The organism is Novosphingobium sp. (assembly GCF_039595395.1).
Lineage (GTDB): Bacteria > Pseudomonadota > Alphaproteobacteria > Sphingomonadales > Sphingomonadaceae > Novosphingobium.
Window position 1 is genome coordinate 82,106 of the sequence record NZ_JBCNLP010000001.1, and the last position, 24,334, is coordinate 106,439.

At 65.0% G+C, this 24,334-nt stretch carries 27 protein-coding genes and 1 pseudogene; 18 read left to right on the forward strand and 10 right to left on the reverse strand.

Annotated elements, in window-relative coordinates; genetic code table 11:
- Positions 1-237: 237 nt before the first annotated feature.
- The 3 genes from ABDW49_RS00430 to ABDW49_RS00440 all read right to left on the reverse strand — a co-directional run bounded on the left by ABDW49_RS00430 (position 238) and on the right by ABDW49_RS00440 (position 2,534).
- The gene (locus ABDW49_RS00430; RefSeq protein WP_343608857.1) at positions 238-765 is read right to left on the reverse strand and encodes a hypothetical protein; all 528 of its coding nucleotides are present in this window, start codon (positions 763-765) and stop codon (positions 238-240) included.
- Positions 766-1,144: 379 nt separating this feature from the next.
- Entirely contained in the window at positions 1,145-2,143 is a 999-nt protein-coding gene (thiS, locus tag ABDW49_RS00435) for a sulfur carrier protein ThiS (RefSeq protein ID WP_343608859.1), read from the reverse strand.
- 19 nt (positions 2,144-2,162) lie between these two features.
- Positions 2,163-2,534, reverse strand: a complete 372-nt coding sequence (locus ABDW49_RS00440; protein ID WP_343608861.1) for a MerC domain-containing protein — start codon at positions 2,532-2,534, stop codon at positions 2,163-2,165.
- A gap of 133 nt (positions 2,535-2,667) precedes the next feature.
- Here ABDW49_RS00440 and ABDW49_RS00445 point away from each other — a divergent pair, with 133 nt between their 5' ends.
- From ABDW49_RS00445 to rpsI, 4 genes are all read left to right on the forward strand, one after another.
- A complete protein-coding gene (locus tag ABDW49_RS00445; protein ID WP_343608863.1) occupies positions 2,668-3,702 on the forward strand; it encodes a COX15/CtaA family protein in 1,035 nt (344 codons plus the stop codon).
- Entirely contained in the window at positions 3,699-4,010 is a 312-nt protein-coding gene (gene cutA / locus ABDW49_RS00450) for a divalent-cation tolerance protein CutA (RefSeq protein WP_343608864.1), read from the forward strand. Before ABDW49_RS00445 ends, cutA begins: the two co-directional genes overlap by 4 nt.
- A 181-nt stretch (positions 4,011-4,191) precedes the next feature.
- Positions 4,192-4,671 (forward strand): 50S ribosomal protein L13, encoded by a 480-nt coding sequence (gene rplM / locus ABDW49_RS00455; protein ID WP_068088181.1) that lies wholly within the window; start codon positions 4,192-4,194, stop codon positions 4,669-4,671.
- On the forward strand, positions 4,671-5,174 hold the full coding sequence (rpsI, locus tag ABDW49_RS00460) for a 30S ribosomal protein S9 (protein ID WP_343608866.1): 504 nt from the start codon (positions 4,671-4,673) through the stop codon (positions 5,172-5,174). The genes rplM and rpsI overlap by 1 nt, the downstream gene beginning before the upstream one ends.
- Before the next feature lie 76 nt (positions 5,175-5,250).
- On the opposite strand, the gene ABDW49_RS00465 is transcribed toward rpsI, so the two are convergent.
- The 3 genes and pseudogenes from ABDW49_RS00465 to ABDW49_RS00475 all read right to left on the reverse strand — a co-directional run bounded on the left by ABDW49_RS00465 (position 5,251) and on the right by ABDW49_RS00475 (position 7,844).
- On the reverse strand, positions 5,251-5,982 hold the full coding sequence (locus ABDW49_RS00465) for a metallophosphoesterase (RefSeq protein WP_343608868.1): 732 nt from the start codon (positions 5,980-5,982) through the stop codon (positions 5,251-5,253).
- A 32-nt stretch (positions 5,983-6,014) separates the two neighbouring features.
- The gene (locus ABDW49_RS00470) at positions 6,015-6,281 is read right to left on the reverse strand and encodes a hypothetical protein (RefSeq protein ID WP_343608869.1); all 267 of its coding nucleotides are present in this window, start codon (positions 6,279-6,281) and stop codon (positions 6,015-6,017) included.
- A gap of 34 nt (positions 6,282-6,315) precedes the next feature.
- Positions 6,316-7,844: pseudogene (locus ABDW49_RS00475) on the reverse strand (fumarate hydratase).
- 279 nt (positions 7,845-8,123) lie between these two features.
- Here ABDW49_RS00475 and ABDW49_RS00480 point away from each other — a divergent pair.
- From ABDW49_RS00480 to ABDW49_RS00495, 4 genes are read left to right on the forward strand one after another with little or no spacing between them, the layout of a single operon-like run.
- Complete coding sequence (locus ABDW49_RS00480; RefSeq protein ID WP_343608871.1) at positions 8,124-8,744, forward strand: protein-L-isoaspartate O-methyltransferase; 621 nt, start codon at positions 8,124-8,126, stop codon at positions 8,742-8,744.
- Entirely contained in the window at positions 8,745-10,202 is a 1,458-nt protein-coding gene (locus tag ABDW49_RS00485; RefSeq protein ID WP_343608873.1) for a TolC family outer membrane protein, read from the forward strand.
- A gap of 55 nt (positions 10,203-10,257) precedes the next feature.
- On the forward strand, positions 10,258-10,740 hold the full coding sequence (locus ABDW49_RS00490; RefSeq protein WP_343608875.1) for a DUF2497 domain-containing protein: 483 nt from the start codon (positions 10,258-10,260) through the stop codon (positions 10,738-10,740).
- 13 nt (positions 10,741-10,753) lie between these two features.
- A complete protein-coding gene (locus ABDW49_RS00495; RefSeq protein ID WP_343608876.1) occupies positions 10,754-11,122 on the forward strand; it encodes a (2Fe-2S) ferredoxin domain-containing protein in 369 nt (122 codons plus the stop codon).
- Here ABDW49_RS00495 and ABDW49_RS00500 read toward each other — a convergent pair.
- The gene (locus tag ABDW49_RS00500) at positions 11,119-11,538 is read right to left on the reverse strand and encodes a hypothetical protein (protein ID WP_343608878.1); all 420 of its coding nucleotides are present in this window, start codon (positions 11,536-11,538) and stop codon (positions 11,119-11,121) included. The two genes, ABDW49_RS00495 and ABDW49_RS00500, sit on opposite strands and share 4 nt — an antisense overlap.
- A 55-nt stretch (positions 11,539-11,593) precedes the next feature.
- Here ABDW49_RS00500 and ABDW49_RS00505 point away from each other — a divergent pair, with 55 nt between their 5' ends.
- Both ABDW49_RS00505 and ABDW49_RS00510 read left to right on the forward strand, forming a co-directional pair.
- Positions 11,594-12,025, forward strand: a complete 432-nt coding sequence (locus ABDW49_RS00505) for a CBS domain-containing protein (RefSeq protein ID WP_343608880.1) — start codon at positions 11,594-11,596, stop codon at positions 12,023-12,025.
- A gap of 63 nt (positions 12,026-12,088) precedes the next feature.
- Complete coding sequence (locus ABDW49_RS00510) at positions 12,089-12,421, forward strand: iron-sulfur cluster assembly accessory protein (protein WP_343608882.1); 333 nt, start codon at positions 12,089-12,091, stop codon at positions 12,419-12,421.
- 257 nt (positions 12,422-12,678) lie between these two features.
- Here ABDW49_RS00510 and ABDW49_RS00515 read toward each other — a convergent pair whose 3' ends face one another.
- Positions 12,679-14,127, reverse strand: coding sequence for a M23 family metallopeptidase (locus tag ABDW49_RS00515; protein WP_343608884.1), 1,449 nt, complete (start codon positions 14,125-14,127; stop codon positions 12,679-12,681).
- A 421-nt stretch (positions 14,128-14,548) separates the two neighbouring features.
- Here ABDW49_RS00515 and ABDW49_RS00520 point away from each other — a divergent pair, with 421 nt between their 5' ends.
- The 6 genes from ABDW49_RS00520 (at position 14,549) to ABDW49_RS00545 (ending at position 20,102) form a co-directional block, all read left to right on the forward strand.
- The gene (locus tag ABDW49_RS00520) at positions 14,549-17,110 is read left to right on the forward strand and encodes a helicase-related protein (protein WP_343608886.1); all 2,562 of its coding nucleotides are present in this window, start codon (positions 14,549-14,551) and stop codon (positions 17,108-17,110) included.
- 2 nt (positions 17,111-17,112) lie between these two features.
- On the forward strand, positions 17,113-17,442 hold the full coding sequence (locus ABDW49_RS00525; RefSeq protein WP_343608887.1) for a S4 domain-containing protein: 330 nt from the start codon (positions 17,113-17,115) through the stop codon (positions 17,440-17,442).
- Complete coding sequence (fdxA, locus tag ABDW49_RS00530) at positions 17,439-17,777, forward strand: ferredoxin FdxA (protein WP_343608888.1); 339 nt, start codon at positions 17,439-17,441, stop codon at positions 17,775-17,777. The genes ABDW49_RS00525 and fdxA overlap by 4 nt, the downstream gene beginning before the upstream one ends.
- A gap of 122 nt (positions 17,778-17,899) precedes the next feature.
- Positions 17,900-18,256 carry a hypothetical protein gene (locus ABDW49_RS00535; RefSeq protein ID WP_343608890.1) on the forward strand — a complete coding sequence of 119 codons (357 nt, stop codon included), beginning with the start codon at positions 17,900-17,902 and terminating at the stop codon, positions 18,254-18,256.
- Between the two features lie 242 nt (positions 18,257-18,498).
- A complete protein-coding gene (locus ABDW49_RS00540; protein ID WP_343608892.1) occupies positions 18,499-19,029 on the forward strand; it encodes a CarD family transcriptional regulator in 531 nt (176 codons plus the stop codon).
- Positions 19,030-19,385: 356 nt separating this feature from the next.
- On the forward strand, positions 19,386-20,102 hold the full coding sequence (locus ABDW49_RS00545; RefSeq protein ID WP_343608894.1) for a head GIN domain-containing protein: 717 nt from the start codon (positions 19,386-19,388) through the stop codon (positions 20,100-20,102).
- 13 nt (positions 20,103-20,115) lie between these two features.
- On the opposite strand, the gene ABDW49_RS00550 is transcribed toward ABDW49_RS00545, so the two are convergent.
- Entirely contained in the window at positions 20,116-21,057 is a 942-nt protein-coding gene (locus ABDW49_RS00550) for an L-threonylcarbamoyladenylate synthase (RefSeq protein WP_343608896.1), read from the reverse strand.
- Positions 21,058-21,156: 99 nt separating this feature from the next.
- On the opposite strand from ABDW49_RS00550, the gene ABDW49_RS00555 reads away from it, so the two are divergent.
- On the forward strand, positions 21,157-21,987 hold the full coding sequence (locus ABDW49_RS00555) for an ATP-binding protein (RefSeq protein WP_343608898.1): 831 nt from the start codon (positions 21,157-21,159) through the stop codon (positions 21,985-21,987).
- A gap of 254 nt (positions 21,988-22,241) precedes the next feature.
- Here the strand turns inward: ABDW49_RS00555 and ABDW49_RS00560 are convergent, their stop codons facing one another.
- A complete protein-coding gene (locus ABDW49_RS00560) occupies positions 22,242-23,717 on the reverse strand; it encodes a PQQ-dependent sugar dehydrogenase (protein WP_343608900.1) in 1,476 nt (491 codons plus the stop codon).
- A 60-nt stretch (positions 23,718-23,777) separates the two neighbouring features.
- Here ABDW49_RS00560 and ABDW49_RS00565 point away from each other — a divergent pair, with 60 nt between their 5' ends.
- Positions 23,778-24,260: a GAF domain-containing protein gene (locus tag ABDW49_RS00565; protein WP_343608901.1), complete on the forward strand. Its 483-nt coding sequence runs from the start codon at positions 23,778-23,780 to the stop codon at positions 24,258-24,260.
- The last annotated feature ends 74 nt before the right edge of the window (positions 24,261-24,334 follow it).

Genomic DNA, 24,334 nt, shown 5'->3' on the forward strand with positions numbered 1-24,334 from the left:
GGCCATCGCCCTCGCGCTCCCGTTAATGTCTACGTAGCGCTTCGGGTTCGGCCTTGCGCCCAGCTTGCCGCGCCGCAGGCCTTTGAACGAAAAAAGGCGCCTCGGCATGCCTGCCTGCGGCGCCTTTCCTTGTGCTGGTGGAGAGCTTGGGCACGCCGTTCGGGTGCCGCTGTTCGTGCGTCGGAAGACGTCATGGGAGCGCGAGGGGGTAACCCCCTCGCACCTTCCTTTTAAACCTTAAGCAGCTTCCTTCTCCACCCACTCGGGGAAGAACTGCGGTTCCTTGGTCGACCAACCCGGCGCCGTGGCAGCAGCCTCGCTGATCGACTGGAGCAGCTTCTTGCGACGCTCCGGGCGGATCTGCGGCAGGGCTGCGGCGGCGCAAAACGCGGCGGGCAGCCATGGCCGGGCCGTGGCGCCGAGCAAACGCTCATAGAGGAAACGGAAGGCCGAGAAGCCCGAGAGGCGCTCCTGAGCCAGATCGAAAGCCGCCAGACGGATCAGTGCGCCAAGATAGCTGTCGAGCGCCTCGAAACCTTCATCGGTCGGGGCGGCGCTGCGCAGGACCTTCAGATCCTGATAGGCGACGTACTGGCTGCGGATGCTGCCGATTTCGTCAACATCACGCGCCCACAGCTTGAACGCGTCCTGGCGGCCGAGGCCCACATCCAGGCTGCGCTTGATGTAGCGCTGTTCACAAGGGGTAAAACCGGCAAACTCACGGAGTTCCGCGATGGCCAGTGGCGCAGAAGATGTTGTCGCCATGATCGTCAAGTCCCTCACCAAAGATCCCGCTTCGGAGTCGATGCCAAAGGATTGCACAGATTCGGTTATCGGCAGCTTAACCATTATCCGGGGAATCACGGGATAAGGGGCAGAAAAAGGTGAAAGCCGAGGGTTAACGCCGATGCCCTCTCGGCATGCCTTGCGATGCATGGGCAAGGGCTCCCGGTTGCTCTGCCCAGCCTCTCCACAAGGGTTATGGGATCGCACCGCAGGCAATCAATCGCTATTTCAAACGATTGCGCAAGGGAATTTCAGCCACCTGCTGCGCCCTCAATCTGGGCGCAACGCTTAGCTGGCGCGCAACCAAGACAGTAAAGGGAGCGCGAGGGCGATGGCCCTCGCATTTACCTTTCCTGCCTTAAATCATCCCGGCGAGCGGACTCGAGGGATCAGCATATTTCCGAGTCGCCATCCGGCCCGACAGATAGGCATCACGCCCTGCCTGCACCGCCAGCTTCATGGCACGGGCCATGCGAATGGGGTCCTTGGCTTCGGCGATGGCGGTGTTCATCAACACGCCGTCAACGCCCAGTTCCATGGCCACGGCAGCATCGGACGCGGTGCCCACACCGGCATCGACCAGCACGGGCACCTTGGCACCCTCAACGATCAGACGGATGGTGACGCGATTCTGGATACCCAGCCCCGAACCGATCGGCGCGCCCAAAGGCATAATCGCCACGGCACCGGCTTCCTCAAGCTGCTTGGCGGCGATGGGGTCATCCACGCAATAGACCATGGGGTGGAAGCCCTCCTTGGCCAGCACCTCGGTCGCCTTCAGGGTCTCGCGCATGTCCGGATAGAGCGTGCGCGCCTCGCCCAGCACCTCCAGCTTGACCAGATCCCAACCGCCCGCCTCGCGCGCCAGGCGCAGGGTGCGGATGGCATCGTCGGCGGTGAAGCAGCCGGCGGTGTTGGGCAGATAGGTGACCTTCTTGGGGTCGATAAAATCGGTGAGCATCGGCGCCTTGGGGTCCGACACATTCACGCGGCGCACGGCGACGGTAACGATCTCTGCGCCCGAGGCTTCCAGCGCAGCGGCGTTCTGGGCGAAGTCCTTGTACTTGCCGGTGCCCACGATCAGCCGCGAGTTGAAGGTGCGCCCAGCCACCGTCCAGGAATCATCAGCCACCACGTCGCCACCTCCTACAAAATGCACGATTTCAAGAGTATCCCCCTCGCCCAGCAGCACCTGTGCCAGAGTCGAGCGCGGGGCGATCTCGCCATTGCGCTCAACGGCGACCTTGGCGGGGTTGAGACCAATGTCCGCGACCAGATCGGCCACGCTGGCGCCCGATGCGATGCGGCGCTGCTCGCCATTGACGGTGATTGCGATGAGGGGGTTTTGCTCAGCCATGGGGCAAGCCCATGCCGCGTTAGTCGCCGTGGCGCAAGTTGGCGATATGTCCAGTCGCCAGCAGAGTCACACCCGCGATGGTCAGCGCCGCCTCGGCCAGACCGTGCGGCGCGAGCAGACCCATGCCCATCAGCGCCAGCCCGAAGCCGCCCAGCAGCAGCGGTCCGCGCTTGCCATGGCGCAGCATGCCCATGCCCAGCCCGATGGCACCGATCACCAGCGCCAGCGCCAGCCCGATTTCGTGAATATGCGGGTTCATCAGCACACCGCCGCCGACTCCCAGCAGCGCGACCAGCACCACACCCGAAACGCAATGCACCATGCACAGCGCCGACAGCAACACACCGACGCGATCGAGGCGGCCACGAATCATGATAGCAAGAGTGCTCATGCGGGGCCATTTATGTAATAACATCACATTTCGCAAGAGGGGTTGGACATCCTTTCACCTTGCCTCGCCTGCGAACTGCCGTCAGTAACGCGCAAACCCGCCGTTTTGCGGCATTCTTCGAAAGGACACGCAAATGGCGGCGACAGCCACCTCACCCTCCACTCAGGCGCGGTTGATGGCGCGCTGGCTGCTGGCGGTGGCCGCGCTGGTGGTGCTGATCGTGGTGGTGGGCGGCATCACGCGCCTCACTGAATCCGGCCTGTCGATCACCGAGTGGAAGCCGATCAGCGGCACCATTCCTCCGCTGACTCAGGAAGCCTGGGATCAGGAATTCGCCCATTACCGCCAGATCGACCAATATGCCGCCGTGCATGCAGGCATGACCCTGTCCGAGTTCAAGGGCATCTTCTTCTGGGAGTATATCCACCGCGTGCTGGGCCGGATCATCGGCATGGCCGTGGCGCTGCCTCTGGCGTGGTTCTGGGTGCGCGGGCGGATCCCGGCGGGCTATAAGCCACGCCTGTTCGCGCTGCTGGCGCTGATCGGGCTGCAGGGCACGCTGGGCTGGCTGATGGTGCATTCCGGCCTGCAGAAGGGCATGACCGAGGTCGCGCCCATGTGGCTGGCCACGCATCTGATCACCGCATTGTTCACGCTGGCGGGCATGGTGTGGACGGCGCTGGATCTGCTGGCGCTCTCCAGAAATCCCGCCGCCAAACCTGCCCGACTGACCGGCTTCGCCGCGCTGACCGGCCTGGCTCTGGCGGTGCAGCTGGTGTGGGGCGCCCTGATGGCGGGGCTGCGCGCGGGGCGTGTCACCAATGAATGGCCGCTGATGAACGGCAGCTTCTGGCCCGGCGCCAGCCAGAATGGCGAGAGCCTGGGCCATGCCCTCACCGCCGATCCCGCCATCGTCCACTTTATCCATCGCTGGTGGGCCTGGGGCGTGGTGGCGCTGCTGGTGATGCTGGCCCGCAAGGTGAAGGCCGCCGGAGACCGCCGCGCCGCCATCGCCATCCACAGCGCCTTCGGCACACAGGTGCTGCTGGGCATCGCCACGGTGATGACGGATGTCTCGATCGGCATCGCCGTGCTGCATCAGTTGGTAGGCGCGCTGCTGGTGGCCGCCACCGCCTGGGGCGCGCATGCCGTGGGCCGCCGGGCATGAGCGCGCTGATCTGGTGCCCCTTCCCCGATTCCGTCCGCGCCGAATCCGCCATCGGGACGCTGCTGGATGAAAGACTGGTGGCCTGTGGCAACATCCTGCCCGGCATGACCTCGCTCTATGTCTGGCAGGGCGAGCGCCATCGCGACTCTGAAGTGGGCGTGCTGCTGAAAACCGATGCCACCTTGTTGGAGGCGGCCATCACCCGCCTTTCCACGATCCATCCTTATGAGACGCCCGCGATTCTGGGCTGGCGCTGCGATGCCGCCGCCCCGGCGACCGCCGCTTGGCTGGGTGCTCTGGCGGGCTGAATATCCCCTTTCGGCACACCTCACATTGCAGAGGTATTATTTTACCTCCACGAAAAACGCCCGGAAACCTTGACTCCGGAAGGCCTTTCGCACATTGGGCACGCCAATTCCCCATCGGCATGCGCTGGCGGGGTTACTGTTCATAGGGGCCCTCCCCTTCAAAAACGGGAATCGTAAAGCCATGAAGGCTCTTTCCAAGATGACCGCGTCGGCCAAGCCGGCCGAGGTCGAAAAGAAGTGGCATCTCATCGATGCCGAAGGTCTGGTCGTTGGTCGCGTCGCCGTGATCATCGCCAACCTGCTGCGCGGCAAGCACAAGCCCAGCTACACCCCCCACGTCGATTGCGGTGACCATGTCGTCGTGATCAACGCCGAGAAGGTGAAGTTCACGGGCAACAAGCTCAAGCAGCAGACCTACTACAAGCACACCGGTTATGCCGGCGGCCTGAAGGAAGTCACCGCCGACAAGGTTCTGGCCGGTCGCTTCCCCGAGCGCGTGCTCGAGAAGGCTGTTGAGCGCATGATCCCCCGTGGCCCGCTGGGTCGCGATCAGATGCGCGCCCTGCACCTGTACGCTGGCAGCGAGCACCCGCACGGCGGCACCCAGCCCGAGCTGCTGGACGTGGCTGCCCTCAACCGCAAGAACAAGGTTGGCGCATAATGTCTGAGACTCTGAACACTCTCGCCGATCTGGCCGGCACCACCGTTGCCGAAGACACCGGCGTCGTCACCCCTGCCGCTCCCGCCGCTCCGCTGCGCGAGAAGCAGATCGACGCCCAGGGCCGTTCGTATGCCACCGGCCGTCGTAAGGACGCCGTGGCCCGCGTGTGGATCAAGCCCGGCTCGGGCAAGATCACCGTCAACGGTCGCGATCAGGAAGTGTACTTCGCCCGCCCGACCCTGCGTCTGGTGATCAACCAGCCCTTCGGCGTGGCCGACCGTACCGACCAGTACGACGTCGTCTGCACCGTCAAGGGTGGTGGTCTGTCGGGTCAGGCCGGTGCCGTGAAGCACGGTATCGCCCAGGCTCTGGCCAAGTTCGAGCCCGCCCTGCGCAGCGCCGTCAAGGCCGCTGGCTTCCTTACCCGCGACCCGCGCGTCGTCGAGCGTAAGAAGTACGGCCGCGCCAAGGCTCGCCGCAGCTTCCAGTTCTCGAAGCGTTAATCGGTTCGGCAACTGCCGATACGGAAAAGGGGGCTTTTCAGCCCCCTTTTTTGTGCCTGCGTTCCATGTGGAGCAATCAACTGGCGGTGACGACCCGCACCTGCAGCCCATCCTCGGCAGTCCAGTCCAGCCGGTTGTAGCTGGGCGGCGTGGCGCGCACCCGCTCCGACAGGGTGCCCGCACCGATGATGCGGATCGGGCGGCCTCCGGCATCGATGGTCATGTCGAAAGGGTCATGCACATGGCCCGAGAGCACCGCATCGGCCCCCGCTGCCGCCAGTTGCGCCAGCGCCGCCTTGCCGCCGCGCGTCTGGCCCGAGCCATGGGTGTCGGCATCGATCAGCGGATGATGGCAGGCCACCAGCTTCAGCCCCGCCGATGCCGCGTTCAGATCCTGCAAGGCGCGCGCCAGTACCGGCTGAGTCACCCGGCCCTTGGACCAATTCAACCGCCATTGCGCGGGCACGATGGTGGAGAGCGAGACCACCGCCACACCCGGCACCTGCACATCCTTCTGAGCCTTGGCACGCGCGGCCTGAAAGCGGTCGAAGGGGCGGCGCAGGCGGTGCCACATCTCCCAATAATAGGGCATGTCGTGATTGCCCGGCTCGATGCTGACCGGGGCCTCCAGCGCGGAGAGCCAGGCCACCGCCGCCTCGAACTCGCGCGGGGTGCCGCGCATGGTGAGGTCACCGGTGCAGATCACCGCATCGGGGCGCTGCTCGCTCACCGAGCGGGCGAACCAGTCGAGCGCATGAGCGTCTTGCGCCCCGAAATGAATGTCGCTGATATGGAAAAGCGTGGCCATAGGCCGGTCTTAAGCGCTGCGGGCAAACCGCGCTAGATACGGCGCGACAGGATCAGCCAGATCGCCACGCCATTGGCCGCCGTATAGAGGCCATAACCCCAGACCCAACCGCCTGCCCCGCGATCGGTCATCAGCATGCAGGCCAGCAGCATCAGATATTCGGTGAGGAGGCCGAAGGTGCCCCCCAGTGGACTGCGCGTCCAGGGCATTTGCGCCAGCAGCGGGTGGCCGCTGTCGCTCACCGCACGGTGGATCGCGAAATTCACGATCCCCAGCACGAACAGCAGGATCAGCGCCATGGATCATCTCCACCCATGGCGCCGATCCGCTGCATCAGACCAGCAGGCCTTCCTTGGCGATCTTGTCCTTCCACACCAGCGGCGCGAGCTGGTGGACATTCTTGCCCTCGGAATCGACCGCCACGGTCACCGGCATGTCCTTCACGTCGAACTCGTAGATCGCTTCCATGCCCAGGTCCTCGAAGGCGACGACCTTGGCGTGCGACTTCTTGATCGCCTGCTTGCGACACCAGGTAGGCGGCGCCGCCCACGGCCATCAGGTAGGCCGCCTTGTGGTTCTTGATCGCCTCGATGGCCGCCGGGCCGCGCTCGGCCTTGCCGATCATGGCCAGCAGGCCGGTCTGCTCGAGCATCATGTCGGGTGAACTTGTCCATGCGGGTGGCGGTGGTGGGGCCGGCCGGGCCGACCACCTCGTCGCGCACCGGATCGACCGGGCCGACGTAGTAGATGACGCGGCCGTTGAAGTCCACCGGCAGCGTTTCGCCCTTGGCCAGCATGTCGACGATGCGCTTGTGCGCGGCGTCGCGGCCGGTGAGCATCTTGCCGTTGAGCAGCAGGGTCTCGCCCGGTTTCCAGCTTTGCACCTCTTCCGGGGTGATCTTGTCCAGGTCGACGCGGCGCGCGGACGGGCCGGCTTCCCAGACGATCTCCGGGTAGGCGTCGAGCGACGGCGCTTCCAGTTCGGCGGGGCCGGAGCCGTCGAGCACGAAGTGGGCGTGGCGGGTCGCGGCGCAGTTGGGGATCATGCACACCGGCAGCGAGGCGGCGTGGGTCGGGTAGTCCATGATCTTGACGTCGAGCACGGTGGTCAGGCCGCCCAGGCCCTGGGCACCGATGCCCAGCTGGTTGACCTTCTCGAACAGCTCCAGGCGCAGTTCCTCGATGCGGTTCTGCGGGCCGCGGGCCTTCAGTTCGTGGATGTCGATCGGGTCCATGAGGACCTCCTTCGCCATCACCGCTGCTTTCTCCGCGGTACCGCCGATGCCGATGCCGAGCATGCCCGGCGGGCACCAGCCGGCGCCCATGGTCGGCACGGTCTTGAGCACCCAGTCGACGATGGAATCGGACGGATTCAGCATCACGAACTTCGACTTGGCTTCCGAGCCGCCGCCCTTGGCCGCGACGATCACGTCCACCGTGTCGCCCGGCACGATCGACATGTTGATCACGGCCGGGGTGTTGTCCTTCGTGTTGGTGCGCTTGCCGGCCGGATCCGCCAGCACGCTTGCGCGCAGCTTGTTGTCGACGTCGTTGTACGCGCGGCGCACGCCTTCGTTGACCATGTCTTCGAGGCTCATCGTGGCGCCGTCCCAGCGCACGTTCATGCCGACCTTCAGGAACACGGTGACGATGCCGGTGTCCTGGCAGATCGGGCGCTTGCCTTCAGCGCACATGCGGCTGTTGGTCAGGATCTGCGCGATGGCATCCTTGGCCGCCGGGCCCTGCTCCACCTCATAGGCATCACCCAGCGCGCGGATGTAATCCATCGGGTGATAATAGGAGATATATTGCAGCGCGTCGGCCACGCTCTCGATCAGATCGTCTTCGCGAATGGTCACCATATCGGCCATGATATGCGGGTCCTTTGAGTCTGATGCGCGCCCGGTTCGGCGCCGCCTGTCCCTTGTGGCAAGCCCCATAGGCGCCTTTGCGGCCCATCGCCAACAACAAACCCCCCGAATGCCACCAAAGTTGGGCGTTTGCCCCCCACGTGCCCTCTTGGCTTTGCCCCCCGGCTTGCCCTAATAGCGCGCGCAAACCCGCGTCACCCACGCGCGGGCCTCTATCACAGGCATTGCATTGCTGTATTAGGCATGCAATACAGGGCCAGGGAAACGCTGATGACCACCACGCAATACACCACCGCCGTTGCCGCTGTGTCGGGTGCCGCTCCGGGCTCGGCCCGTCGTGCCATGATCGACAGCCAGCTGCGCACCAGCGGGGTGAACGAACCCTATGTGCTGGGCGCCATGGCCCGCGTCGCCCGCGAGGATTTCGTGCCCGAGGCGCTGCGCGATGCCGCCTATATCGACCGCGCCCTGCCGCTGGGCAATGGCCGTTTCCTGCCCGCCCCCACGGTGCATGGCAAGATGCTGGCCGCCGCCGCGCCCAAGGAAGACGACAACGTCCTGATCGTCAGCAACGGCAGCAACTATTTCGCCGAGGTGCTGCGCCCGCTGGTCGGCACGCTGACCGTGGTGGACGCCGCCGAGATCGACAATGGCCTGCCCAATTCGCCCTATTCGCTGATCGTGATCGACGGCGCCATCGAGGCCTTGCCCGAGGCTCTGACTCTGGCGCTGGGCGCCGGTGGCCGCATCATCACGGGTCAGGTCAACAAGGTGATGACGCGCATCGTGCGCGGCACCAAGCATGCCGAAACCGTGGCATTCGACCCCGTGGCGGACGACAATGTTCCGCTGCTGCCCGAATTTGCCGCCCCCAAACGCTGGAGTTTCTGAGTGACGGGAAGAGAGCGCGTATCACGACTGCTGGCCGGTTGGCTTACCATCGGCGCTCTCTTCCCGGCCTCCCATGCGGCGGCTGACGATTTGCGCGGCGCGCTGGGCGCCGCCTATCGCAGCAATCCCACGCTGACGGCCGCCCGCGCCGGACAACGCGCCACCGATGAAGGCGTACCGCTGGCCCGCGCCGATGGCCTGCCCAGCCTGATCACCACCGTCAGCGAAACCGAATTTGTCCGCCAGAGCCCGGCCTCGGGCACCGATCTGCCCCGCATGCTGACCGCGGGCACCACGCTGAATGTCCCGGTCTATTCCGGCGGCGGCGTGCGCCATGCAATTTCGGCCGCCAAAATCCGCGTCGGGGCGGGCAAGGACGACCTGCGCTCCACCGAAGGCACTGTTTTCGCCCAGACCGTGGCGGCCTATCTCGATGTGATGCGCACCGAGGCCATCGTGCGGCTGAACAAGGCGCAGGTGCAAACCCTTGAGTTTGACCTGTCGATGACCTCGGACCGGTTCCAGATCGGCGATCTCACCCGCACCGATGTCGCCCAGTCGCAGAGCCGCCTGGCCGTGGCGCGCGGCAATCTGCGCACCGCCGAGGCCAATCTGGTCTCCGCGCGCGAAACCTATATTCAGGTGATCGGCGAGCCTGCGGGCGTGCTGGAATCGCCCCCGCCCCTGCCCGATCTGCCCGCAACGGTGGACGAAGCGGTCGGCTATGCGCTGGACAACAATCCCGACCTCTCGGCCTCGCGCCAGCGGGTGACGGCGGCGGGGCATGATGTATCCTCCGCCAAGGCCAGCCGCATGCCGACGGTCAGCCTGTTCGCCGATGGCAATTACACCGATTACCTCAATTCGCTGAGCTACATCGGCTTTGTCTCGGGCGGGGTGCCCCAGCGTTACGTCGCCGCCGATGTCGGCGTGCGCGCCCGTATCCCGCTGTTTCAGGGCGGCCGCCCCGCCGCGCAGGTGAGGCAGGCGCAGGCGCGTGAGGATCAGGCGGCGGAAACCGCCATCGGCACCGAGCGTCAGGTGATCGCCAATGCCCGCTCAGCCTGGGCGACCTGGGCCGCGGCCAATGATGTGATCACCAGCAGCCAGACCGCCGTGGATGCCGCGCAGCTTAGCCTTGAGGGCGTGCGCGCGGAAAACACCGTGGGCAACCGCACCGTGCTCGACATCCTCAATGCCGAGCAGGAGCTGGTCAATGCGCAGGTGACTCTGGTGACGGCGCGGCGCAACGCCTATGTCGCCGGTTTCAACCTGCTGGTGACCATGGGCCGGGCGCAGGCGCGCGATCTGGGCTTCGAGAAAGACGCGATCTACGACCCCGATGCCCATTACAAGCATGTGAAGGGCACGCTGTGGGATTGGGCCACAGACCCCAAAATGGGGCCCAGCGCCACCCGCACCGTTGACACACCGGCCCAGACAGGCTCAATTCCCTGACAAGTCAGCCTTCCTAGGGATTCACCCTTGGGTGGCCCCTATGGAGATGACGGCAATGCGCCAGCCTGGCGAACCTTCGGTCGAGGAAATTCTGGAATCGATCAAGAAGGTGATCGCGCATGACACGCGCGCCGGTGAGACGCGCCGTCAGCGTGCGGAGACCGTGGTGCCCGCTCCCGCCCCGGCCCCTGTGGCGCAGCAGCCGGTCGAGGAGTCCTATGAGGATGATGTCCTCGATCTGGCCGCCAGCGCGCGTTTCCTCGACGATGTCGATGCCGAGGCGGATGAGGTGCCGATCGAATCGCTGGTGCAGGACCATGTCCGCTCCTCGATGCGCGAATCGCTGGCCGCTCTGGCGATGATGGCGCAGCCCGCCGCCCAGCCGCAGATCGTGCGCAGCGGCGAAACCTCGCTTGAAGGGCTGACTCGCGAATTGCTGCGCCCGGCGCTGTCGGCCTGGCTCGACGCCCATCTGCCCGCCATGGTGGAACGCCTGGTCGCCGAGGAAATCGCCCGCATCGTCGGCAAGAAGTTCTGAAGGCTCGACGCCCATGAGCAAGGATGAGGTGGCTCTGGCAGCCCGCGCCCTTGCCAAGGTCGCGCATGATCCCATCAACCGCCACATCTTCCTCTGCGCCGAGCCGCAGAAGGGCGAATGCTGCTCGCACGCGGTGGGCAGCGCGGCGTGGTCCTATCTCAAGAAACGCGCCAAGCAGTTGGGCCTGCCCGAAAAGGGCATCCACCGCAGCAAGGCCGATTGCCTGAAGGTGTGTTTTGCCGGGCCGGTCGCGGTCGTCTGGCCCGATGGCGTGTGGTATCACTCCTGCACCGAGGAGGTGCTGGAGCGCATCATTCAGGAACATCTGATCGGCGGCGTGCCGGTTGAGGATTACCGGTTGCGGCCCTCCGCCAAGGACTAAGGCTTCGACTGATCGTCTTCCGACTCGTCGGGCTTGGCCACCGCGGCATCATGCCCGCTGGCGTTGGACAGAAACACCAACCCCATCAGCCCCGACGTCAGCAGCATCGCAAAAGACACGCCCACCGCCACCGCGATGTAGAAATGGATCGAGACCCGCCCCTCCTGCCGGTACAGCACCGTCAGCGCACCGATCACCGTGGCCAGCGTGATCAGGAACATCCAGCGCATCAACCGCCGGAAACGCGCCCAGATCGCCACCGCCGTTGCCGGATCGTCCAAGGGTGAGGAAGGCCGCGTCATCCGCGCGTCATGCGCCTGCCCACGGGTGATGGCAAGGGGCTTGGCAAGGGCTTTACGGCCCGCTTTCACGCGCTGCCGCGCCCCCGCCACACCCCATACACGGCCCCTCGCCAAGGCTTGCGACTCATGTCATAGTCCGAGTCCCAAAAGATAAACAGGGAGAGTCGCCGTGACGATTGCGCGTCTCATTGAAGGGCACAAAGACCGCCCCATCATCCATGTTTCTATCACTACGCCTGTCCAGGAAGCTGTCGACCTACTCGCCTCGCAACGCATCGGCGCCCTGCCGGTGATGGATGGCCATGCCATCGCCGGAATCTTCTCCGAACGCGATGTCATCCACCAGTTGCGCGCCCACGGCCCCTCCATGCTCGACAAGCTGGTCGGCCAGGTGATGACCTCACCGGCCATCACCGTCGAGCCCTCCACCGGCGCCCTCGAAGCGCTGGAGCTGATGACCGTGCGGCGCATCCGCCACCTTCCCGTGCTGAAAGCCGGGCGGATGGTGGCCTTCGTCTCCATCGGCGACCTCGTGAAATACCGCATCGAGCGGATTCAGAGCGAGGCCCAAGCCATGCGCGACTATATCCAGACGGCCTGAAACGCGGCCAGAAACGGAGGGCCCGCCTTGCAGGGCGGGCTCGCCATGCCTAAATAGGCAAGCATGACCGCAGTGCCCATCACCCTCAGCCCCTCGGCAGCCGCGCGCGTGGCCTTTATCGCCACCAAGCAGGCCAAGCCCGCGATCCTGCGTCTGTCCGTCGAGGGCGGCGGATGCTCGGGGTTCCAATACCGCTTCGGTCTGGCCGATGCCCCCGATGCCGAGGATTCGGTAACGGAAACCGATGGCGTGACTCTGGTGGTCGATCCGGCGAGCCTTGATCTGGTTTCAGGCTGCGTGGTGGATTACGTCGAGTCTCTGGGCGGGGCGGCCTTCAAGGTCGAGAACCCCAACGCGGTCGCAGGGTGCGGGTGCGGGTCTTCCTTCGCGGTTTGAAGAAGGAAGAATAAATGCGAGGGCCATCGCCCTCGCGCTCCCTTTAATGTCTGCCTTGCGTATCGGGTTCAGCCTTGCGCCCAGCTTGCCACGCCGCAGGCTTGAAAACACCTGCACAGCCCCGCGATCATAAGATTCATTGCCTGCGGCGCCAGCAGGTGGAGAGTTTCGGCACAAGGATTGGACGCCGCTGCCGCTTCGTCGGAAGACGGAATGGGAGCGCGAGGGGGTAACCCCCTCGCATCTTCACTTCCTTCTTACCCGCCCGAAAACCTCTGCAAAGCCGCCCCTGGCTTCACCGTCAGCACGCGCGCCAGCTTCGCCTTGAAGGCGTCCATTTCGGCCTTGTCCACGCCTGCCCGCACCGTGAAGTGCATCGACATGGGATCGACCGAAACGCCATCGCGGAACACCTCGTAATGCAGGTGCGCGCCTGTCGACATGCCTGTACTGCCGACATAGCCGATCACCTGCCCGGCCTGCACGCGCATACCCGGCGAGACCACAAAGCGGCTCATATGGCCATAGGCGGTCGCGAGAGCCCCGCCGTGCTCCAGCTTCACGTAATTGCCGTAGCCGCCGCGCCAGCCGGCATAAGTCACCAGCGCATCGGCCACCGCATAGATCGGCGAGCCCCAGGCCACGGCCAGATCGGTACCCGAATGCATGCGCGAAAAGCCCAGAATCGGGTGATAGCGCATGCCGAAGCTGGAGGTGATGCGCGCGCCCGCCACCGGCATGATCAGCGCGTTGGAGGTGCGCTGCTCGGTCATGGACTGGGCGTCGAAGAATTGCGCATCGCCTGAATCATGCGCCCCGCTCCAGCGCAAGAGCTGGGTGCGCGGTTTGCCGTCATGCTCGATGCCGGCATAAAGCAGATCGCCCACTTCGGTCTCGCCACGGGCGGAGCGCTTGTAGGCGACGATCATGTCGAAGGTGTCGCCCGGCGCCACTTCGTCGAGGCTGAAATGGGCGTCGATGGCGTGGAGGTACTGCTCGATGGCCTTCATCGGCGCGCCTGCCGCCCGCGCGGCGTGATAGAGGCTGGTGCCGACAGGGCCGCGAATGCGCAGAGGCGTGGTGTCCACCGCAATGGCATGGCTGCCGAGAGTCAGGCCACCCACACCCCGGCTGACGGCCAGATCAAGATCCATCCGAGCCCGGAAATCAAGCTTGTCCAGCGGACGCGGCTGACCGGGGCCTGCCGCCTTACCCAGCGTAATATCGAAGCGCGTGCCCGGCGCGATATCCCCCGTCGGCATGGTCGAGGCAATCAGAGACAGCGCCCGCGTGCCATCTGCCGCGCCGACGCCTGCCCGCTCCAGCATCCGTCCCAGCGAATCCCCCTGCGCCAGAGTGGCCACCAGCGAGATGCTCGGCCTCTCCGGCACGGCGGCGATGGGCGTGACGGCATGTGTCGGCGCCATGCGCTGGCCGATCTCCGCGCCCAGCGCCAGCGGACGCAAGGTCTGGCTGCGCCATTCGTCAGTGGAAGCGGCGTCCATCGGCATGGCCATCGCCGCCTCAAGCCGGGCATGGCCGGGCCAGAAGCTCAGCGCGCAGGCGATGCCGGTGGCCAGCACACCCATGCCCCGCCACCAGCGGGGCGTGCCAATGTCCTCGGCCAGATCATGGGCGATGTCGAGTTTGCGGTAATGAGTCAGGAAACGCGGCCACAGGCCTTGCTCGGCCACGGCGGCGGACACGGCTCCGCCTTGGGCCTGCAAGTCGTCGCTATGGCGGAATGCGTACACTTCGTCTGCCTGTGTGCGTGATGCCGCTTTAGCCCTGCATGAGTTGGGTTAATCAATGGATAAGGACGGGGTAGAGTGCAGGGGATTCAAGGAAGGAAGATGCGAGGGTGTTACACCCTCGCGCTCCCATTACGTCTTCCGACGAAGCGGCAGTGGCGCCCCATCCATGCGCTTTAACTCGCCGCGCCGCAGGCATTCATTTCTGCCTGCGGCGCTGCAAGCTAAGCGCAACGCCGAACCCATGGCGCAACGTAGACATTAAAGGGAGCGCGAGGGCGATGGCCCTCGCATTCTCTCTTTTCACCTTACTTCTCTGTGAAAAACTACCCCCAACCCTTGTCCCATGCCCCCTGCACTGCCATTTAGAATGCTGATGGCGAAGCATTCCCCTGCTCCCTTTCGCGGCCTCGGCACATCACCGGCCCGCGACACCGGTCAATCCCGTGTGAAGGCGGTGCTTGGCCCCACCAACACGGGCAAGACTCACCTCGCGATTGAACGGCTTTGCGCTCATTCCTCCGGCATGATGGGCTTTCCGCTGCGCCTGCTGGCGCGCGAGGTTTATGAGAAGGTCGTGGCGATCAAGGGGCCCGAGCAGGTCGCCCTGATCACCGGCGAGGAAAGGATCGAGCCGAAGAACGCCCGCTGGTTGCTCTGCACGATGGAGGCGATGCCCGTGGGGCGCGATGTCGCCTTTGTGGGGCTGGACGAGATTCAGCTCTGCGCCGATCGCGAGCGCGGCCATATCTTCACCGACCGCCTGCTGCATGCGCGCGGGCGTGAGGAGACGATGTTCCTGGGCGCGGCCACGATGGAGCCGCTGATCAAGGCGCTGGTCCCCGGCGTGGAGATCGTCAGCCGCCCGCGCTTTTCGACGCTGAGCTATGCGGGGGCCAAGAAGCTGTCGCGCATTCCGCCGCGCAGCGCGATCGTCGCCTTCAGTGCCGAGCAGGTCTATGCCGTGGCCGAAATGCTGCGCCGTTTTCGCGGCGGCGCTGCGGTGGTGATGGGCGCCCTGTCGCCGGAAACCCGCAACCGGCAGGTGGCGCTCTATCAGGCCGGGGAGGTCGATTATCTGGTGGCCACCGACGCCATCGGCATGGGGCTGAATCTGGACATCACCCATGTCGCCTTTGCCGGGCTCTCGAAATTCGACGGGGTGCGGCAGCGGCGGCTGACTCCAGCCGAGATGGCGCAGATCGCCGGGCGCGCGGGGCGACATCAGCGCGACGGCACTTTCGGTACGCTGGCTGGCGGCGCGCATGAGGCCGAATTCGCCGATGAAGAAATCTACGCCATCGAGGAGCATCGCTTCCCGCCGATCACCCGCCTGTTCTGGCGCGAGGCCGAGCCGCGTTTCGACTCTCTGGCCACGCTGATCGCCGATCTGGAAGCGCCTCCGGAGCGCCAGGAGCTGATGCCCGCCCCTCAGGCCATCGATCTGGCAGTGTTGAAGCGGCTTTCGGAGGACCCGGCTGTCACCGATACGCTGAAATCCCCCGGCATGCTGCGGCGCTTCTGGGATGTGTGCCGCCTGCCCGATTTCCGCCAGCAGGGGGCCGAAACCCATGCGCGCTTTGTCGAAAGGCTGTGGCAGGAGTTGGCGCATGGCCCTCTGGCCAGCGATCACGCGCCGCGCGCCATCGCCCAGCTCGACAACACCAGCGGCGATATCGACACGCTGCAGGGCCGCATCGCCGCGATCCGTAGCTGGTCCTACATCTGCCAGCGCCGCGACTGGGTGCTGGCTCAGGAGGAAATGGCCGAGCGCGCCCGCGCCGTGGAGGCCCGCCTCTCCGACGCGCTGCATGGCCGCCTGACCGAGCGTTTCGTCAACCGCCGTACCGCCGTGCTGATGCGTAAACTGGGGCCGGACGCGGGGCTGCTGCCGGTGCGTCTGGACGGCGACACGGTGCTGGTGGAGGAGGAAGCCATCGGCACGCTGGCCGGTTTCCGTTTCCGGGTGGACCCCACCACACGCCTTGCCGACCGCAAGCTGCTGCTGGCCGCCGCCGAAAAGCATCTGCCCGCGTTGATCGCCAGTCGAGCCCGCGATCTCACCACCAGACTCACGGAAGGCGAGGACACCGGCCTTGTCCTGGAAAGCGGCGCGATCCTCTGGCAGGGCGAGGCGCTAGTGAAGCTGTCGGCCACGCGGCGCATTCTGGCCCCGCATCTGGCGCCGACGCCGCTGCTCGATCCCATGCCCTCCGCAGAGCGCCAAGCGTTGATCGCCGCCGTGCAGGGCTGGCTCGAACGTCGCCTTGCCCCTCTGGCGCCGCTCACCCGGCTGGAGGCGGCCAGCCTTGAAGCCAAGGCCGGGCCCGAATTGCGCGCGCTGCTGATCCGACTGGTCGAGGCGGGGGGCATGGTAACACGCGCCGCCTCCGGAATCGAAAGGCTCGACAAGGCGCAGCGCGAAAGGTTGCGGCATCTGGGCGTGAAGGCGGGCGCGCTCGACATCTTCCTGCCCGCCATGCTGAAAGCCAGCGCGCAAAGCGCCTGGGCCGCGCTGCATGGCCGCCCGCCGGTCGAATCCATGCCCGTGCTGATCCCCGCGCCGCGCAAGGGCGCCCTGCCCTTCTATCGCCTGCTGGGCCCTCAGGCGCTGCGGATCGACCGCGCCGAGTCCCTGCTGCGCGAAGCCCATGGCCGCCGTGTCGCCGCGCGCAACCGGCCCTTCATGCTCGATCCCGCGCCCGCCCTGCGCATGGGGCTGAGCACCAAGGCCTATGCCCATCTGCTGCGCCTTGCCGGATTCCGCGCGATCATGCCCCGCATGCTGGGCGAGGCCGTCGCCGGCCCCCCTGCCCCGGTGGTCTGGCGCTGGCAGCCGCCGCGCACGGAAACAGCACCAGGCCCGGAACCGGTCCACAGCGGTGGCGCCTTTGCCGCCCTCCACCATCTGATGGCCAAACAACTGGTGACCGGATGAGCATGCGCATCGACAAGCTGCTGTGGTTCCTGCGCCTCTCGCCCACGCGGCCCCGCGCGCATGACTGGGTGCTGGAAGGCCATATGCGCCTCAACGGACGGCGGGTGGAGCGGCCCGGCACCGCGGTAAAAACCGGCGATATTCTGGTGCTGCCGCTGCCTCACGGGGTGCGCGTGATCGAGATTCTGGTGTTGCCCGCACGCCGCGGCCCCGCGCCCGAGGCACAAGCCTGTTATCGGGCGCTTGACGAAACGCCTGTTTCGGCCCTAGCAGCGCGCCAAAGCATTACTGCTGATTTGGCTTACCATTCGAAAGGGGATTTGCAGCCATGACCTATGTCGTCACCGACGCCTGTATCCGCTGCAAATACATGGATTGCGTGGAAGTGTGTCCCGTGGACTGCTTCTACGAAGGCGAGAACATGCTGGTCATCAACCCCAGCGAGTGCATCGATTGCGGCGTGTGCGAGCCCGAGTGCCCGGCCGAAGCCATCCTGCCCGACACCGAGAGCGGTCTTGAGCAGTGGATGGAGCTGAACGCCAAGTTCTCGGCCGAATGGCCCAACATCACCGCCAAGAAGGACGTCCCCGAGGACGCCGACGAGTGGAAGGGCAAGGACGGCAAGTTCGAAACCCAGTTCTCGGAAGCCCCCGGCGAGGGCGACTGAATCCTTCACGTTCCTCAATGAACGTAGAAGATTTTACGCTCTTAAATGAAAATTACGCCGGAAGGCGTTGAGCAATCGACAGAAACGCGATACTCTCACCTCGTTTTACGACGAGTTGAGAGGTGGCTTTCGTGTTTCTGCCGGTTGGTATCATTGCATCCTATGTTGTGACGGCAATGGTGTTCGCCTCGCTTGGCTTTGTGGTGAACGGCGTGCTGTCGGCCACAAAGGTTTCAAGGCTTTACAACCGTCTCGACCATGTCGAAACGCTCTACCAACGCCAGATGGTGTTGCTGAGCGAAATGGCCACGCTGGTGAGGCAGATGTCGGGTCAGGTCGCCAGCGGCGCCGCCCAACTGCCGGGCACCGAAGCGCTGGCCCAGCTTGAGCGGCTGATGACGCTTTCCATGGCCCCCGCCATGCCCGGAGCCGGCATGCCGGAGATGGACAATCTGGCCCCTACTCCGCGTTTTCGCTGAGAGTTGCGTTCTGCCTCTGGCAATTTTGTTGCAGATGGGTTATATAATAACCCGCGCGACTGGAACCGTCTCCCAAAACCGGTCTACAGCCATCGCATATCCGGGTCGAAACCCAAACACCATGAAAGGCAGATTTGCTGACCTTTGTTGACGAGGCGCTGTGGGCTCCCATGCCTTTACGGCGCCATTCTCTTGCAGAGTCAACCCCTTGTCTGCATCTCTGCCGCGCGAAAGGACGATAGATGACCGCCAGGGCTCACGCCTTCGATGTTGGAGATTACGTCGTTTACCCCAAGCACGGTGTCGGTCGGGTGATCGAACTGCTCGAGCAGGAAATCGCCGGCATGAAGCTTGAACTTTATGTGCTGCGATTCGAAAAAGAACGCATGACTCTGCGCGTGCCCGTCAACAAGATCGAAGCCATCGGCATGCGCAAATTGTCCTCGGACAAGACGCTGCGCGAGGCGCTCGATACGCTGAAGGGCAAGCCCAAGGTCAAGCGCACCATGTGGTCGCGCCGCGCCCAGGAATATGAAGCCAAGATCAACTCGGGCGACCTCGTGTCGATCGCCGAGGTGACCCGCGACCTGTTCCGCGCCGACGATCAGCCCGAGCAGTCCTACTCCGAGCGCCAGATCTTCGAGGCTGCTTCCAGCCGCCTCGCCCGTGAACTGGCCGCCATGGAAAAGACTGACGAGCCTGCAGCGCTCAAGAAGATCCTCGTGATCCTCAATGAGCATGCGCCGAAGTACTACGAAGCCGCCGTGGTCTGATTTTTCGGATCAAGGTGTGAAGAAGGGGCTGCCCGCAAGGGTGGCCCTTTTTTCGTTTCAGGGTTTGGAAAAAGGGAAGATGCGAGGGGGGAGTCCTTGTTGGTCGCCTTTCTCAAGAGAAAGGCTCCGGGCCCTCGCCCTCCCATAACGTCTCCCGACGACAGGGCAGTGGCTCACGATTGTCGTGCCCAAACTCCCTGCACCGCCGCAAGCTGAGCGCAACGCCGAACCCTTAACGCAACGCAGACATTAAAGGGAGCGCGAGGGCGATGGCCCTCGCATTCGTCTTTTCCCTCTCTTGCCCTTCCTCCCCATGTGTATTACATTACCAATACACACCACAGGAGAGCCACAAGATGGATATCCGCAAATTTGGCGCGCTCGTTCCGCTGGGGCTGATGCTGGCGCTTTCAGCCTGCGATTCAGCCGATATTTCGATCAATGGCGAGAAGGGCAAGCCGCTCTCCGAGCTGGACCTGACTCATGGTGAGGCCAAGGAGCTGGTGCTGCTCGGCCCGGACACGGTGCGCCTGCACAAGGGCGACAGACTGGCGATCCATGTCGACAGCGACCCTGACAATGTGCTGCGCTTCACGCTCAAGGATGGCACTTTGGGCATTCTGCGCAAGTCGGGTGTCAGCAACAACGGGCCGATCACTGTGGATGTGACCATGCCCGCCCCCAATGCGCTGACGATGGCCGGCTCGGGCCAGATCAACGCTGAAGAGCTGGCTCAGGATGCCAAGATCTCGGTCGCAGGCTCGGGCAACATCGAGACGCCGCATATCGCCATTGCCAAGCTGGAGGTGAACATCGCCGGCACCGGCAATTACAAGGCGGGCGGCACGGCGAGCGGGCTTGAACTGAACATCGCGGGCACCGGCAACGCGCATATGGCCGATCTGAAGGTCGACAAGGCGGAGATCAACATCGCCGGCACGGGCGATGCCGAGTTCGCCTCGGACGGCGACATCAAGGCCAGCATTCTGGGAACAGGCTCGGTGCATGTGAAGGGCCGCGCCAAGTGCGAGGTCCATGCCATGGGCACCGGCAAGGTGGTGTGCGTGCCCTAAAAACGCTTACACGTCAGGCGGCAGCGCGGCGCAGGCGATCGTTGATCGCCTCGCCGATGTCGCTGTTCGGCACGGGCGCCACAGCCACGCGCGGCTGATCGGCCTGTGCCGAGGCATGCAGCGCCGTGTAAAGATTCGCCGCCGCCTCGGCCAGATCGCCGGAGGGCGACAGATTCATCGCCCCGGCAATCGCACCAAAGCCGATGTGGAATTCATCAGCCTCGGCGTCCCGCGCATTCAGGCGCACAGGCTTGCCGGGGGCGTAGTGGCTGGTCATCTGGCCGGGCGCTTCGATGCCTGCATCCCCCGACGGCGCCAGTTCGTCCTCCCCGAGCGCCTCACAGATCGCCTGAGCGGTGATCGGGCCGGGACGCAGCACCTGCCACCCCCCGCCCTCTCGCAGCGCTACAATGGTCGATTCCAGCCCCTGGGCACAGGCTCCACCATCCAGCACCAGCCCGATACGGCCAGCCAGCGATTCAGCCACATGCCCGGCCCGCGTCGGGCTGACGCCACCGCTGCGATTGGCCGAGGGCGCCGCCAGCGCCAGCCCCGATTGCGCCAGCACCTGCCGCATCACCGGATGCGCCGGGCAACGCAGCGCCACAGTGGGCAAACCCGCCGTCACCGCCTCGGCCAGCGGAGCCCCGTCCCGGCGCGGCAGCACCATCGTCAAAGCGCCCGGCCAGAAAGCCTGCGCCAAAGCCCGCGCCCGCACATCCACCACGGCCAGCTTTTCGGCCGCTGCCACATCGCTGACATGCACGATCAACGGGTTGAAATCGGGCCGCCCCTTGGCACGATAGATCGCCGCCACCGCCTCGGCGCGATCCGCGCGCGCGGCCAGACCATAAACCGTCTCGGTGGGCACGGCGACGGGCTCACCCGCAGTCAGACGCGCGACGGCCTGCGCCAGCCCGGCCTCATCGGCGGGCAGAAGGATAGGGATGCTCATCGCATCGCTATAGGCACAGGCATCGCAAGCTCCAAGAGAGAGGCTTCCCCTACGCTCACGAATTTGCAAGGTGAACGCCCCCGCTGCGAAGAGAGAACCATGAGCGATCAACTCACTGCCCAGATCGAGCGCGTCATTGCCGCGCTGGAGCGCATCGCCGCCCCCGCCGCCACCCCCATCGACTGGTCCGCCGCCCCCGCCTATGTGTGGAACGGCATCCAGCCGCGCGCCGTGCCCGCCATCGAAGCGCCCTCGCTCGACCTGATCTATGGCGTGAACGAGCAGAAGGCCAAGGTGGTCGACAACGTCCTGCGCCACGCCCATGGCCACGCCGCGCATGACATGCTGCTGTGGGGATCGCGCGGCATGGGCAAATCCGCCCTGCTGCGCGCCAGCCTGCGGCATGCCCGCGAGGACCAGGGCACCGACCTCGCGCTGGTGCAGGTCGCGCCCGACGCCCTTTCCTCGCTCACCACGCTGTTCACCGTGCTGCGCGATGTGGACCGCCCCTTCCTTGTCTTCATCGACGACCTCGGCTTTGAGGAAGGCGATTCAGCAGGCCCCCGCGCTTTGCGAAGCTGGCTGGAAGGCGGCGTGGAAGCCCGCCCGCGCAATGTGCGCCTGGCGGTCACCGCCAACCGCCGTGCTATCGTCTCGCGCCATATGTCCGAGCAGGACGACCCGATCAATCCGCGTGACGCCGTGGATGACCAACTGGCGCTGGCCGACCGCTTCGGCCTGTCGATCGGCTTCCACAATTGCAGCCAGGATGATTACCTCGGGATCATCCGAGGCTATGCGGCGGCCTATGGGCTGGAATGGGAAGTGTCCGACGCGCTGGAATGGTCGAAGCGGCGCGGTGGGCGGTCGGGGCGTATCGCTTCGCACTATATCACGGAGCTGGCAGGACGGGTGGGGAAGCAGATTTAAGGTTTGGAAGGAAGAAGATGCGAGGGGGTTACCCCCTCGCGCTCCCGGAACGTCTTCCGACGCATGGGCAGGGGCGCCCGATCGTGGTGCCTGAACTCTCCACCAGAGCAATGAAAAGGCGCCGCAGGCAGTAAGCCCCGGCGCCTTTCATCCTTCATGCCTGCGGCGCAGCGACCTTAGCCCCATGGCCGAACCCGATGCGCAACGTAGACATTAATGGGAGCGCGAGGGTGTAACACCCTCGCACTTATTCCTTACTGCTTAACCTTCGAATCAGCCTGAAAATCAGCACTATACTGCCGGTTCGGGTCTTTCAGATCCTTGGGCGCAGGCAGATGCTCGGTCGGCAAAGGCTTGGGCGCCACCGCAGGCTTGGCCCCCGGAGCGAACACGCGCCAGATAATCCCCGCCGTATCATCGCTGACCAACAGGGCGCCATCCTTGGCCCACTGCAGCCAGACGGGGCGGCCGTGCGCGCCCTTGGCATCGCGGAAGCCCGTCAGAATCGGCTTGGGCAGGCCCTGAGGATTCCCGTGATCGTCGAACTGCACATAGACCACATCGTAACCCACCGCCGGGCGGCGATTCCACGAACCGTGGCGGGCGATAAAGGCACCACCGGCATATTGCTCGCCCAGATGCGCGCCATCCTGCCCGAACACCAGCCCCAGAGCCGCCACATGGGGCCCAAGCGCATATTCCGGCTTGCGAACGTAATCAGTCAGATATTCCGGAATTGGCGCATCGACGCGGTCGTCCTGCTTGTCCTTCCAATAGTACCAGGGCCAACCGTAATGCGCGCCCGCAGGAACGTTGGTCAGATAATCCGGCACCAGATTCGGGCCGAGCTGATCACGCTCGTTCACCACGGTCCACATCTCGCCGGTGGCGGGATTCCAGGCCATGCCGTTGGGGTTGCGCAGACCCGCCGCATAGCGACGCGCGGGCCACTTGCCGGTGGGGATCTTCTCGATGTCGATCTGCTCGATCATGGCGCGGCCTTCCTCGGCCTGCATGCCACGCTCGCCGATGTTCGAGGCCGAGCCGATGGCGACGAACATCGTCTTGCCATCCGGCGCCATCAGCAGATTGCGCATCCAGTGATTGCCGCCACCCGGCAGGTCCATGACCTTGTGCGGCTTGCCGGTCAGCGTGGTGTCGCCGATCTTGTAGTCAAAGGCCAGGACGGCATTGTCATTGGCGATGTAGAGCTTGCCATCGGCATAGGCCATGCCGCTGGGGCTGTGCAGATCGTCATGGCGCAGCACGAAGCGCTGGTCCGCCTTGCCGGTGCCCTTGCTGTCACGCAGCAGCACGATCTCATCCGCCGAGGTGTCGCCGCCGCCCACGAAACCGACCAGCGTGCGCTGGAAGAAACCGATAATGCCCCCCGCATCATTGCCCTTGGGCGGGCCGGTCAGCGCGGCCAGCACATCGCCATTGGGCAGCGTGTAGAGGGTACGCGGATGCGCCAGCCCCTCGGCAAAGCGAGTCACCTGCATGCCCGGCGCGGCCTGAGGCGCAGCGCCCGCATCCCAGCCAATCGGCTTGAAGACCGCGATGCTGGGGATCTTTTCGGGCTGCGGATCGACAATGCGGGGCTTGGTGCCCTCGAACTGCTCGATGGGCTCCGAAGTCGGATTCCCATACCACACCCAGCCAGTGAAGGCGCCGAGACCGACCACGGCAATGCCCGTGCCGATCAGCAATTTGCGAAGAAAAGGGCTCATCCGCTTTGGATAGGACAGCACGCCCTAGGCGGCAAGCACCAGAAGCACTATGTATCCGCCATGTTCGACTTTGCCCCCACCCCCGGCCAGCCCAAGGCCGAAACCTATCGCGACCTCACCCAGGCCGCCCAAGCCCTCATCGACGGCGAACCCGACCCCGTGGCCAATATGGCCAATGTGGCCGCGCTGCTGTGGCAGATGCTGCCCACGCTGAACTGGGCGGGCTTCTACCGCAATGTCGATGGCGAGCTGGTGCTTGGTCCCTTCATCGGCAAGCCCGCCTGCATCCGCATTCCCTTCGGCAAGGGCGTGTGCGGCACGGCAGCGGCCAGCGGCCTGACTCAGTTGATCGCCGATGTGCATGCCTTCCCCGGCCACATCACCTGCGACGCCGCTAGCCAGTCGGAATTGGTGGTGCCGGTGGTGCGCGACGGTAAGGTGATCGCGGTGATCGATCTCGATAGCCCCGAGAAGGCGCGCTTCGATGAGGAAGACGCTCAGGGGATCGAGGCTCTGGCTTTGGCAATTGCCGGGGCGATTTAAGAGGTTTTGAGGGAAGAAAGATGCGAGGGGGTTACCCCCTCGCGCTCCCATGACGTCTCCCGACGCAAGGGTGG